Source organism: Pedobacter sp. PF22-3 (assembly GCF_026239555.1).
In the GTDB taxonomy this organism is placed as follows: Bacteria; Bacteroidota; Bacteroidia; order Sphingobacteriales; family Sphingobacteriaceae; genus Pedobacter.
Genome location: NZ_JAPIVP010000002.1, coordinates 230,742 through 243,716 on the forward strand (window position 1 = coordinate 230,742; position 12,975 = coordinate 243,716).

Consider the following 12,975-nt stretch of genomic DNA (forward strand, 5'->3'; position numbering starts at 1 on the left):
TAGACAAAATCTCAAAAACAAATACCAAGTTAAAAACCTGAAATACAGATTGTTAAATTTAGCTGTAGATGTATTGTAGACGTTTTCCAAAACGTTGTAGATACTCTGTAGGCGACAGATTCTTTTAGATGACCATAGATTACCCCAAATTTGATCTAAATAATTTTTCAATCTAAAAAACAGAAATCATGGACAACAAAACCCTTTCAATCGTTTCTTACATCACCCTTATTGGTTGGTTAGTAGCTTATTTTGTCGGAAAAGATAAAGCTGACACTTTACTTAAATATCATTTAAGACAATCTTTAGGCTTAGCCATTGTAAGTATTATTTTTAACATAGCCTTTACCATCATTGCTGGTATAGTGCCTAGTTTATTCTTTTTAGGATTTGTAGGTTATGCATTTATTATTCTTTGGATCATTGGAATCATCAATGCAGCCAATGGTGCATTAAAACCTGTTCCATTTATTGGTAAATGGTTCGAAGACAAGTCTTCATTTGTTGGCAAATATTAATAAGAAGTTTATGCGCCTCAATATTAAAAATGTCATGCTAATGGTGATGGTCTTTACCATCACCGCATGCGAATTTTCTTTAAACACACCCGAAGAATATTTTGACCGGGTAGCTTTAAACACAAATTCCATATCACGCTTTGGCGGGCAATATTTCAATACTTATCTGAAATATATTAAGGGTGGCGCAAACACGCCAGATTTTAATACCTGTGAGAAATATCTTCGAAATAACTCCATCGCAACAGTAGTGGCTAATGTAAAAAAGATAAAGGATCTACAACCCACTAAAAAAACAAAACCGATGATCGATGCAGCGCTTGATCTTTATGCCTTTGTGCTAAAAAGCTATGAGACCGACCACCTGAAGGTTGCAAAGATGATTGATGGGCATGCACAGGAAAGCGATATTAATGAGGCCATAACAGAAATGGACAATAAAAGTTATGAGGCCTTTGCACAGAAATACAATAAGCTTTGGGACATTGCAGAGGCCTACGCAAAGGACAATGGTATTGAGGTAAAAAAGATGCCTTTTTAGTTGTTGCTTCTTCACTCATTATTTCATTTAATAATTCTATCATTAACTAACCTACCTATGATAAACATAATAGATTTTAAAGAAAATTTAGGCTTAAGTGAAATCCCTGTCGAACTTGAAAAACTGATTTATTTCCAGAATAATATCTCCTCTGTCGAAAATTATGCGAATGGCTTTGGTGTTTTGATCGATGATAAATCAGGACTACTTAGCTGGAGCGAAGATGAAGATTTTTTAAAGCAGTTACTCCTTTTTGCACAGGCCAATGGTACAGGCTCATTTTATGCCATTTGGAACGATGGAACGAGCAAACCCTTAAACCAGATGCCCATCGTGGTTTTTGGCGATGAAGGTGGCGTACATGTAGTGGCAGAAAATATTCTGAAATTGCTGCATCTACTCACCTATGGTACCGAAATCTGGGTGGAATTTGATCAAACTTATTTCTATAAAGATGATAACAGCTATAAAGAGCCTGAAGATTTAGGCAAATATTTAAAATGGATGAAAGGCGAATATAACTTAAACCAAATAGAAGCGCCCAATGAGTTGATTAAAACTGCCCAGGAAAAACACCAAAAAGCCTTTGATCAATGGTTCAGCCAATATTTTAACCTGGAATAAAAACAAAGGAAGATGATACAGAAATTCTATCCAAAAGTGATTGATAGGCTACTATATAAAAACAAATACTGCGCAATTAAATAAATCATCATTTTGTGATCCATCTAACCTGAACAATTATGAGAAAAGGATTTTCTATATTCTGGATAATTTACATGCTGTTTTTTGCTATTCCGTTCCCCATGCTCATCTATTACAACACCAAAGACGATAGCATACCCAACTTAATGGGTGACAATTTATGGTATTCGCTTTCGATACTTGCACTATCTATACTATTTTGGGCTATATTGTTAATTGGTTATTACCAGAAATGGGTGTTCCGCACTTTTTCAATTAAACGTAATATAGAAAAACTTAAAACCACGGGCGAACCGCGGGAAGCCAAGATATTGGAATCTACAAAAATCCATAAAACAGGCGCTACATACGACACTTATGAACTTACCTTGCAGTTTAAAAATCTGTCGGGAAGTCCGATTATGCAAAAAACCATGGTAAACGATGCAAAACCTTATGAACGCCGTTATGAAGTGGGTAAAACTGTTGGTATTTTGTTAGACAAAGAAGTAAATAAATTCCCTTACTTTATTTTTGCTTCTACAGAGGTAAGCATTAAAAAAATGACCGTATTTCTGACTAACCTGGCCTGGCTTACCTTTGCCTCTCTTGTTATTTGGTATTACATTTATTCGTATGATGTAGAAAGCAATGGGATGGGCTGGCATTTTATGGGTATTGGCCACCCTTTATTAACCTGTGCCTTTATGCTGCTTCTTTATCGCACTTTTGGTGCTTTTATAGCCAAAAAGTTTATAGGCAAACCTGATCAATTATTCCGGATTAAATTTAAAGGTACGCAGACTACTGCCAGGTTACTCAAATTTAGCCAGACCGGAACGTATATCAATGCGCAACCAATGGTCGATTTTGAACTCGAATATACCAATCAGTTTAACCAAATACATCGGGCAAACATTAAAAAAATTGTAGATCTGTTTGATCTGGATAGCGTTAGGCAGAAGTATTTTTCTATTTTATACCTTAAAGAAGATCCACAAAAAATTGCCTTTGAAAAAGACCTGAACGAACTTAAAGGAGAATTTTAATGAAAAATTTATTGCCTGGTTTTGCTGCTCAGCTTATTCGGTTTGAGCTGTAGACGGATTACCAAAAGTGTAAACGAAACCTTTCATCCAAACGATTCTTTTATTAATCCTACAAGTCGAATAAATCATCCATGGTAACCTCATTCTGTACCAAACCAATAGTATATATATTGCTTTTAACACCATATGTGGTAACCATAGCTAAAAAAAGTGCTTTTTTAGTTTTACTCTCCCGACGGAATGCATCAAGTTTGTACTGTAATTCAGCAGCATATGCTTTGTCTATTGCAAATTCAGTATTGGAGAATTTCATTTCACATATACTGATCACATTATCCTGTCGATCGAGCAATAGATCGATCTGAGTACCGTTTCCCATTTTTGGCGCATGCCGCCAGGCTGAAGTTTCAGTAAATACCCCGGAAATGCCCAATGCTTGTTTAATATGACCTACATGTTTCATACAAATTCCTTCAAAGGCATAGCCACTCCAACTTTTCCAGGAAGATGTAGATGATTTTTTTAGCCATGTGCCTGCGCCGGTAGATCTGGAATGTTCGATAAATTTGAGGTAAAAAAGGCTGTATTCGTCACTAAGTTTATAAATGCTTTTATTGGCATTCTTATGGAGAGGCAGATATGGCGTAATAAAGCCAGACTCTACCAGTTCTTCAAGTAAGATACTCGTAGTTCCCCCACTTTTCAGGTTACAAGCGGCAATGATCTCGTTCCTTGTCAATCCCGATGGTTTGTCTGCCAGCGCCTTAACTACAGCAATGTGTCTGTCTGCGGCTTCGAAAAGAGAGCGGTAAAGGTTTGCAAATTCTGTGGACAGCAGGCCATCTTTAGTAAAGCAAAGCCTGTCGATAGCCTGAATAGCACTTTCACCTTTTTTAAGTTCCCTTAAGTAGTGTGGCACACCGCCCATTACCATAAAAATATTCAAGATCTGGTAACGGTCAAGATGGATATTATTTTTTTTAAGGTACTGCTCCGTTTCATGCAATGTAAAAGGCAAAAGACGTATTTTTCGAGTCAGCCGGTTATGTAAACCTCCTTTACTGTTCACAACTTTTTTGATCATCCATGTGGCAGCAGATCCACAGATGGCAACAATTAAATTTGGCTGTTGTGATGCCCATTGATTCCAGAAATATTCAAACGCAGAAAGAAAACCCGATTTATGCGAGCTTAGCCAAGGGAATTCATCGAAGAAAATTACCGCTTTTCTTTTTTTGAGTATAGGAGTTGCAAATTCTCTAAGTTGCCAGAAGGCCTCCGTCCAGTTTTTTGGCGGTGCGATTGCCAATTGAGAACCTAAAGCCTCTGCCATCGACCTGCTAAAATTAAGTAGCTGCTCCGTAGCATTTGCATTATGAACGCCCGAGAGTTCGAAGATAAGTTGTTTTTTAAAAAACGAGCGGATCAGAAAAGTTTTTCCAACCCTTCGCCTGCCAAAGATGGCCAAAAGTTCTGATGAAGATGATGTGAGCACTTCTTCGAGTATTTTTCTTTCAGCAATTCTTCCGATGAGCAATTCCATTTTCCTTTTATGAGTTAGCGAATGGATTAATTATCCGCAGCCAAAATATAGTCAAAAATACATTTTTGGCTGTGGATAAAAAAATATCTGCAGCCAAAATATCCATCAAATATATGATTTTGGCTGCGGATAAAAAATAGTCAATTAAATAAAACTGCTAAAAATCAAACGGTAACGCGTAACTCTATGACCTCTGTGCTTTCTCCTTTTGTTCTCTGTTGTTAAACAATCTGTAGTATTTCTATACTGCGGAGGCACTGACACTACGGAGCATTATTTCACTCAAATTAGTGTTCTTCGCTTTTAAAAACTACAGCAAACCCTTCAACACTACCCAAACATTCTCTGCTAAAATCTTATCCCCTTCTGCTGTAGGGTGAATACCATCGGCCTGGTTTAATTTGGGAACGCCCCCAACTTTATCCAATAAAAATGGGATCAGGGCCATTTGGTTTTTCTTTGCCAGTTCAGGAAACATGTTTTTAAAGTCGGCAGCATATTTTGCACCCATATTTGGCGGAACCTGCATCCCCGCCAATACCATTTTAGCATCTGGGTATTTAGCTTTTACCCGATCGATAATGGCCTGAAGGTTTTTAGTGGTTTGCGCAACGGGCAATCCCCTAAGCCCATCGTTAGCGCCAAGTTCGAGTACAAAAATATCTACGCGCTGTTTAAGCAGCCAGTCAATCCGCGCTTTACCGCCAGCAGAAGTTTCGCCACTTAGCCCACCATTAATTACGTTATAAGGCATTTTTAAAGAATCAATCCGGTTTTGGATCAATGCCGGGTAAGCTTCTGTCGGGTCGAGCCCGTAACCTGCAGTTAAACTGGTACCAAAAAAAAGAATATTCTTTTGCCCGTTTGCCACAGCAGTCTCCTTTTGGTCAGTTGAATCTAAAGTTTGATCTGTATTGTTTTTACTTTGTCGGTTTCCGCAGCTTATCACCACAAGGCTCAAAACAAATAGCCCCATTAATCGTTTTCGTAACATATCTAATTAATCTGTATCTAATTATCAAACCATTATTTTAACAGGCAATGCCCTGTTATGTTTGACTACATCTATACGCAAACCCTAAAAATTCAGCTATTGGAAAGCATATTGAACATCCGAAATGTAAGCAAAATTTACCAAAGTGCCGGGCGGGAACTCACCGTTCTCGATAATATTAATTTCTCGATAACAGCAGGGTCAACGGTGGCCATTACAGGTCCATCGGGAAGCGGAAAAACCACCTTATTAGGTTTGTGTGCCGGATTGGACAGGGCTACCAGCGGAACTGTCGAACTGAACGGAATTGCACTCGAAAAGTTAAACGAAGATCAGCGCGCTGCCGTTAGAAATCAATATATAGGGTTTATTTTTCAGAATTTTCAGTTGCTACCTACTTTAACCGCTTTAGAAAATGTAATGGTTCCTTTAGAATTAAGAGGCGCAAAAAATATCCGTTCACATGCCTTAGCACTACTGGATAAAGTTGGTCTGGCCGACCGTTCGCATCACTATCCCATCCAGTTATCGGGTGGAGAACAGCAGCGCATTTCGTTGGCCAGGGCATTTTCGAACCAACCCGCCGTTCTCTTTGCGGATGAACCTACCGGAAACCTCGATGCCGAAACCAGTGAAAAAGTAATCAAATTGCTTTTTGATTTAAACAAAGATGCGGGAACCACCTTGATCATCGTAACACATGATCTTGAGTTGGCTGCCAGAACGGAAAGAAACATTAAAATTAAAGGTGGCATAATCATTTCAGACGAAAATCCTACTTATGTCCAATAGCCTTCCAAAACAATCTGTTCCGTTTTCCTGGCTATTCAAAATGGCCTGGCGCGATAGCAGGAAAAACCGTGCACGTTTGTTGCTTTTTATCTCATCAATTATTTTGGGCATTGCAGCTCTTGTTGCCGTTTATTCGTTTAAAGATAATCTGCAAAAAGATATTGATGCACAGGCAAAAGAACTTACAGGGGCTGATCTGGTTTTAGATAGCCGAAAGGGTGTAAGCAAAGCCATGCAAAAAATGCTTGATACGCTTGGCAATGAGCGATCGCAGGAGAAAACTTTTGCCTCAATGATTTATTTCCAAAAAGGTGGAGGCAGCCGTTTAGTACAAATGAAGGCTCTGGAGGGAAACTACCCTTACTATGGCACCATAGAAACCATTCCGCTGGCGGCAGCCAAGCATTTTCAATCAGGTAGAAATGCATTAGTAGATCAAACCCTGATGCTGCAGTTTAATGCAAAAGTTGGCGATTCGGTAAAAATAGGAGACCTCAATTTTAATATATTGGGCACTTTAACCAAAGCACCAGGGCAAACCGGTATTGGTGCCAGTATAGCGCCTACAGTTTATATCCCACTACAAATACTCGACAAAACCAACTTGATTAAAACCGGAAGCCGGATCAATAACAAATTTTATTTCAGGTACAATAATCCATCCGGAATAGATGAGTGGGTAAAAAAGAACGATAGTAAATTAGAGCAGGAAGGATTTGATGCCGATACAGTAGAATCACGAAAAGAACAGACCGGAAGATCGTTTAAAGATGTAAACCGTTTTCTGGCTTTATCTGGGTTTATCGCTTTACTACTGGGTTGTGTTGGTGTAGGTAGTGCTATCCACGTATATATACAGGAAAAATTAAGTGCCATTGCTACGCTAAGGTGTTTAGGATTAAAATCCCGTCATGCCTTTTTGATCTACCTGATACAAGTCTTTTTTATTGGCTTAATTGCTGCCGTATTAGGCGCAGCTTTAGGTACGGGCATACAGTTTTTACTTCCATTGGTATTAAAAGATTTTCTACCGATCGAGATTACCATGCAGGTTTCGTGGCCAGCTGTAGGCCAGGGTATTTTGTTGGGCTTGATCATCTCGGTACTCTTCGCCCTTCCCTCACTTTTATCCGTTAGAAAAATTTCGCCATTAAATGCGATCCGGATATCTTTTGAAAAAGCAGGTGGAAAAAGAGATCCGCTAACCTGGATAGTGTATCTGCTTATGGCAGCCTTTATTATAGCTTTTACGCATTTGCAGATGAAAACATGGCTACAGACGCTGGTATTTACCGCCAGTATTGCTGTTGCCTTTTTACTGTTGATTTTACTTTCGAAAGTATTAATGTTTATGGTGCGAAAGCTTTTACCCAACTCATCGAGTTATTTATGGCGGCAGGGATTTGCCAACCTCTATCGTCCGAATAACCAAACCTTAATGCTTACCGTTTCTATAGGTTTATCAACTGCATTTATCTGCACCCTATTTTTTGTGCAGGGCATATTAATGAGCCGTGTTACACTGTCATCTGGCAACAACCAGCCCAACATGGTGATGTTCGATATCCAGAATACGCAAAAAGAAGGATTGGACAGTTTAACCAAAGCTTTCAAATTGCCGCTAATGAATCAGGTGCCTGTTATTACCATGCGCATTGAAGAAATTAATGGAAAGAAAGCCAGTGCAGATACCAATAACAGAAGAGCCTATCGAAACGAAATCAGGGCTACATATCAGGACACCTTAACCGCCGCAGAGAAGATTACAGCAGGCAAATGGACCGGAAAAATAAAACCCAACGAAACGGTTTATATTTCGCTGGATCAGCGTTACGCCCAATCCATTAATGTCGGTTTGAATGATAAAATTCTATTTAATGTGCAGGGCATGATGATCCCAACGGTTGTTGGAAGTTTAAGAGAAGTAAACTGGAGCAGAATGCAGACCAATTTCAGGGTCGTTTTTCCAGCGGGTGTATTGGAAGAAGCACCACAGTTTCATGTGTTGATGACCAGGGTACCATCTGGAGCAGTTTCAGCCCGTTTTCAGGGAGAAGTAGTACAAAAATTTCCAAACGTATCCGTTATTGATTTAGATCTGGTATTAAAACTGTTGGATGAGTTATTAAGCAAAATTGGATTTGTGATTCAATTTATGGCTGGCTTTAGTATGGTAACCGGATGGATTGTTTTAATATCTTCGGTATTAACCAGTAAAAATCAAAGGATAAAGGAAAGCATTTTATTGCGGACAATGGGTGCGAGCAGAAAGCAGATTTTAGCAATAAATGGGATCGAATATTTCTTTTTAGGTGCTTTTGCGGCAGGTGCCGGATTAATTTTAGCCATAAGCGGAAGCTGGGCATTGGCTAAATTTACTTTCGACGCGGCCTTTTTGCCTCCATTTGTGCCAACCCTGTTGTTGTTTGGCTCAATTGTATTACTTGTGGTAGTTACGGGTGTATTGAGCACAAGAAGTATCCTGAATCAACCACCTTTAAAGATTTTAAGAACGGAAAGTTAATTCAACCTAAACCATAAAATTATATCATAGCAAATTGTTTTTTTTTCAAGAGATGATACTGCTATTTTGGTTTGGACGAAACAAGATCAATAGAAATCTTAAATATCATTTAACCAAAACTTGCCCAATCTTCACAAGATAAAAAGAATGCGCATAGATAAATACTGCTATAAAATTCGTATTTATCTATGTGCATCTGTGGTTAAAACCTTTACTTAATGAACTTGTGCTATGCAGCATCAATTGCCTCGCGAAGTGCTTTGGCAGCTGCAGCCGGATCTTCAGCGCCATAAATGGCAGCACCAGCAACGGCTACCATTGCTCCTGCTTTTATAACAGCGGCGACATTATCAATATTTACGCCACCTGCAATTGAAACCGGAACACCAGCCCTTGCAGCCTCATCAATTAAAACCTGGATAGAATAACCAGCCGTCCACTGTTCATCTAAACCAGCATGCAGTTCTACGAATTCTACACCTAATGCTGTCACTTCCTGTGCTCTTTTAACCCGGTCAGGATAACCAATTGTATCTACAACCACGCCTTTGCCATGTGCTTTTGCGGCTTTAACGGCTCCAATAATTGTTGCATTTCCTGCAGCACCCATTACGGTTACTAAATCAGCACCTGCTTTAAATGCGATATCAGCTTCCAGTTCACCAGCATCAGCAGTTTTTAAATCTGCAAATACCAGTTTGTCAGGATGTGCTGCTTTCATTGCGGTAATCACCGTTGAACCCATATTTTTGATCAAAGGAGTTCCCAATTCAATAATATCTACGTAAGGCGCAACTTTTGCTGCTAATGCCAGTGCTTCTTCCGTTGTTAATAAATCTATTGCTACTTGTAATTTTGCCATGATGGTATTGATATATAATTAACTAAATTGTTATTCTAGATTGGCATGTCTTTTCCAGAGTTCTTCTGCAGGTTGACCGCTTAATTTCCAAAGTGACTGAAAAATGGCATCATTAAGCAGGAGCAGAAATTGCTCAAAAAGGCTCCCGGCATATTGGGTAGATACCTTTTTACTGTGATCTTCTTTCTCTGCGGCCGGAACCAAAACCAGGTGATTGCATAATTTTGCCAAGGGCGATCCGGCATTCGTGGTAATGCTTACTACATTTGCACCTGCTCCAATCGCTTTTTCTACTGCCCGCACAATAGAACCGGTTGTTCCGGAACCTGATGCTGCAATCAATAAATCGCCAGTGCTGATAGCCGGAGTGGCGGTATCGCCAACATAATAAACGGTTAGTCCAAGGTGCATCAAACGCATAGCGGCCGATTGCATTGCAAAACCCGAACGGCCTGCAGCTATAACAAAAATCCGTTTTGCATGCTGGATATGGTATATAAAAGGAATGAGCTGATCTAACTGCACTTTTTTGGCTAATTGTGTATTCTCTTCTATAATCTTATCCAGGTTCAGTTGCAGATCCCAAGCCAATTGCTGATTATCCAGCTCATCTGTCAAAACTTCATTATTGATCATTTCTACTGATTCTTTTGATTCCATTACTACTTTGCCTTAATGGCTCAAAGGTATGGTAGCCACATAAAACGAGGATTATACATTCCGCCATTTATATGGGACAATTTGGAAAAACAGATAAAACAAAGTCATGCATTAGCCATAATTAAGACACCTTTTCCGAATAGTCCACCATAATTATCATTTAATCCAATCGCTAAGAATTTAAGTTTTTAACTTTAACCATCATGAGTTTATCAACAGAAAGCACCCATCTGGAAAGGGCCATTATTTACATCCGCGATTTAAGCAACTGCCCGCCCAGCTACCTCAACGATCCGGGCAGAAAAGAATTCTTTGAAATTGTATGGCTTAAAAATGAAGAGCCTTTACATGCCCTGCAACAATCCGAATTTGACAGCAAAGGTGATTGGATTTATCTGATTCCGCCTTACCGCGTACATCAGCTTAATAAAGCAGGCAAAAATGGGGTATTAATCTCATTTAAAAGATCAGTATTGGAAGGGGAAGAAAAAGAATTTTTGCTTGATCTGTTCAAAATCTTTAATGTTCAGGGTGAATTTTCTTGCCTTAGGCTCAATACAGAAACAGCAGCAGAGCTGAGCAGCATTTACAGATTGATTGAAGATGAATACCAGAAAGCAGGCAACAATTTTATCATTACGAAGGCATTGTTAAAGGTGTTTTTATTAAAATTGATACAAGTTAAAGAACATGAATTTACCAGCCATGATGTACAGCAAAAAAGGGTTTATGAATTTTTGATGTTGCTCGAAAGCAATTACCAACAGGTTAGGAATACTGATTTTTATGCGGGCAAAATCGGAATCAGTTCTAAACGACTGAACCAGATTTTAAAAGCAAAACTAAACAAAACCGGCATGCAGATCATTCACGACCGCATTATACTGGAAGCTAAACGAAAAATTATCCATAGTGAGCAAACCATCAAAGAGATTGCCTACGAACTGGGATTTTCAGACAGGCCATACTTCAGCCGTTTTTTTAAAAAACAGACGCAACAAACACCCGAAGAGTTTCAAAAACAAGCCAGAAACCACATCGAATCAAAATTTAACACACTGGTTTAAAAAAACTGACATGTTTTATGAATAATCGATACTTTTACTTTTATGATCAGATTAAACAGCGATACACCGAACGATATTCTTCAGGATGTAAAAATTGGCGATATGGTTACCGATACCTTTAGCAAAACGGGCCTGGTAGAAAGCATAGAAGTAAAAGATGATGGCCTGTACCGGATTTACGAATTCAACCTCGTTACCGGACGAACCATTACGGTTAAAAAATAGCTGGGGTTAAAATCCTATATTTAACTACATTACCTAATTTCTAGCCAAATGTCATTATTGATCCTGCTTTTCGGTATTTTATTGCTTTTCGTATTGATCTTAAAAAAGATCAACCCTATGATTGCCCTGATTGCTGTGGCAATTATTACAGGTCTTTTACTGGGAATGCCTGCTACAAAGGTAATGAACTCCATTAGCAATGGAATAGGTAGCACGCTGGGCAGCATGGTAATGGTTTTGGCCCTTGGTGCGATGATGGGTAAACTGATTGAAGATAGCGGATCGGCAAAAAAGATCGTTTTTATTTTAATTGGTGCTTTTGGCAAAAAGAATATCCAGTGGGCCGTGCTGTTAACGGGTCTATTGGTTGGAATTCCGTTATTTTACAATGCTGGTTTCGTAGTATTAATCCCTTTAGTTTTTGCCATTTCAGCAACAACAGGGTTATCAAAATTATACATCGGTATTCCAATGGCCACAGCCCTTTCAGTCACACATGGTTTTTTACCCCCTCACCCTGGGCCTGTTGCTTTAGCCGGAATTTTCCATGCCGATATTGGTAAAACATTAATTTATGGCTTAACTTTAAGCGTGCCCATTGCGGTTATTGCGGGCATTTACTTTCCGAGATTGATTCTCAAACGGGATCAATCGTTAACAGTCCACAACTTTAGCATTAGTGAAGAAGAAAATCTTCCTTCTGCCTCAAGAAGTTTTATTACTGCATTGCTGCCGGTATTTTTAATCATCGCCGGAACCATTGGGAGCAGCATTAAGATAGACTATATTGGTAAACCGCTGTTTACATTTTTAGCCGATCCTACCGCAGCCCTGTTAATTTCGGTTATTATCGCGCTGGCACTTCAAAAAACTTCCATTTCAAAAGCCATGGAATCGTGTGCTGAAGGGGTTAAAAGTATTGCCATGATTATCCTTATTATTGCTGCTGGTGGCGCCTTTAAACAGATATTGATTGATAGTGGTATGGGCGAAACGGTGAAACAGCTTACCGGAGGTTTAAATTTATCGCCATTATTACTCGCGTGGTTAATTACGGCATCACTTAGGGTAACCCTGGGTTCGGCAACAGTGGCCGCATTAACTGCTTCGGGTATGGTACTTCCTTTAATTGGCCCCGGTGCTTCGCCAGAATTAATGGTATTATCTGTAGGCGCGGGAAGTTTAATGTTTTCGCACGTAAACGATACCGGCTTCTGGATGTTTAAGGAATATTTTAACCTCAGCCTTAAAGAAACTTTTAGCACCTGGACCATGATGGAAAGTTTGGTTTCTGTTTTAGGGCTTGTTGGGGTGTTGGTATTGAATCAGTTTGTTTAGAAAATTGGACCTGGTATTTAGAGAAGCCTGTACCTACCATTGCTCTATGCAAGCCAATATTTTAATCTTTTGGAAAGCAATTACAGAAGTTCTTTGGCTAAAACAGTCTCGCTCCGATCGGGTTTAAAGGGCTTGAACAGTACTACTGTCCAGGGTGAAATAAACCCGACCGACAGCG

At 39.2% G+C, this 12,975-nt stretch carries 13 protein-coding genes; 9 read left to right on the forward strand and 4 right to left on the reverse strand.

Annotation, left to right across the window (positions count from 1 at the left end; all coding sequences use genetic code 11):
• The first annotated feature begins 188 nt into the window (after positions 1–188).
• The 4 genes from OQX63_RS04175 to OQX63_RS04190 all read left to right on the forward strand — a co-directional run bounded on the left by OQX63_RS04175 (position 189) and on the right by OQX63_RS04190 (position 2,792).
• Complete coding sequence (locus tag OQX63_RS04175; protein WP_145856476.1) at positions 189–518, forward strand: DUF4870 domain-containing protein; 330 nt, start codon at positions 189–191, stop codon at positions 516–518.
• 10 nt (positions 519–528) lie between these two features.
• Positions 529–1,059 (forward strand): hypothetical protein, encoded by a 531-nt coding sequence (locus OQX63_RS04180; protein WP_265849627.1) that lies wholly within the window; start codon positions 529–531, stop codon positions 1,057–1,059.
• A gap of 57 nt (positions 1,060–1,116) precedes the next feature.
• A complete protein-coding gene (locus OQX63_RS04185) occupies positions 1,117–1,683 on the forward strand; it encodes a hypothetical protein (protein ID WP_265849628.1) in 567 nt (188 codons plus the stop codon).
• Positions 1,684–1,802: 119 nt separating this feature from the next.
• Entirely contained in the window at positions 1,803–2,792 is a 990-nt protein-coding gene (locus OQX63_RS04190; RefSeq protein ID WP_265849629.1) for a hypothetical protein, read from the forward strand.
• Between the two features lie 109 nt (positions 2,793–2,901).
• Here OQX63_RS04190 and OQX63_RS04195 read toward each other — a convergent pair whose 3' ends face one another.
• Positions 2,902–4,335 carry an AAA family ATPase gene (locus tag OQX63_RS04195; protein WP_265849630.1) on the reverse strand — a complete coding sequence of 478 codons (1,434 nt, stop codon included), beginning with the start codon at positions 4,333–4,335 and terminating at the stop codon, positions 2,902–2,904.
• 310 nt (positions 4,336–4,645) lie between these two features.
• Complete coding sequence (locus OQX63_RS04200) at positions 4,646–5,329, reverse strand: arylesterase (protein ID WP_265849631.1); 684 nt, start codon at positions 5,327–5,329, stop codon at positions 4,646–4,648.
• A gap of 57 nt (positions 5,330–5,386) precedes the next feature.
• On the opposite strand from OQX63_RS04200, the gene OQX63_RS04205 reads away from it, so the two are divergent.
• Both OQX63_RS04205 and OQX63_RS04210 read left to right on the forward strand, forming a co-directional pair.
• Positions 5,387–6,121: an ABC transporter ATP-binding protein gene (locus tag OQX63_RS04205; RefSeq protein WP_265849632.1), complete on the forward strand. Its 735-nt coding sequence runs from the start codon at positions 5,387–5,389 to the stop codon at positions 6,119–6,121.
• Entirely contained in the window at positions 6,111–8,645 is a 2,535-nt protein-coding gene (locus OQX63_RS04210; protein ID WP_265849633.1) for an ABC transporter permease, read from the forward strand. Before OQX63_RS04205 ends, OQX63_RS04210 begins: the two co-directional genes overlap by 11 nt.
• A gap of 229 nt (positions 8,646–8,874) precedes the next feature.
• Here the strand turns inward: OQX63_RS04210 and hxlA are convergent, their stop codons facing one another.
• Together hxlA and hxlB are read right to left on the reverse strand one after the other, a co-directional pair.
• Positions 8,875–9,507: a 3-hexulose-6-phosphate synthase gene (gene hxlA, locus OQX63_RS04215; protein WP_134204049.1), complete on the reverse strand. Its 633-nt coding sequence runs from the start codon at positions 9,505–9,507 to the stop codon at positions 8,875–8,877.
• A 30-nt stretch (positions 9,508–9,537) separates the two neighbouring features.
• Positions 9,538–10,167, reverse strand: a complete 630-nt coding sequence (hxlB, locus tag OQX63_RS04220) for a 6-phospho-3-hexuloisomerase (RefSeq protein ID WP_265849634.1) — start codon at positions 10,165–10,167, stop codon at positions 9,538–9,540.
• A 203-nt stretch (positions 10,168–10,370) separates the two neighbouring features.
• On the opposite strand from hxlB, the gene OQX63_RS04225 reads away from it, so the two are divergent.
• Genes OQX63_RS04225 through OQX63_RS04235 form a run of 3 tightly spaced genes read left to right on the forward strand, consistent with a single transcriptional unit; the run spans position 10,371 to position 12,797 of the window.
• Positions 10,371–11,234: a helix-turn-helix domain-containing protein gene (locus tag OQX63_RS04225; protein WP_265849635.1), complete on the forward strand. Its 864-nt coding sequence runs from the start codon at positions 10,371–10,373 to the stop codon at positions 11,232–11,234.
• Positions 11,235–11,276: 42 nt separating this feature from the next.
• Complete coding sequence (locus OQX63_RS04230; protein ID WP_265849636.1) at positions 11,277–11,459, forward strand: hypothetical protein; 183 nt, start codon at positions 11,277–11,279, stop codon at positions 11,457–11,459.
• A gap of 48 nt (positions 11,460–11,507) precedes the next feature.
• A complete protein-coding gene (locus OQX63_RS04235; RefSeq protein ID WP_265849637.1) occupies positions 11,508–12,797 on the forward strand; it encodes a gluconate:H+ symporter in 1,290 nt (429 codons plus the stop codon).
• Positions 12,798–12,975: the final 178 nt, after the last annotated feature.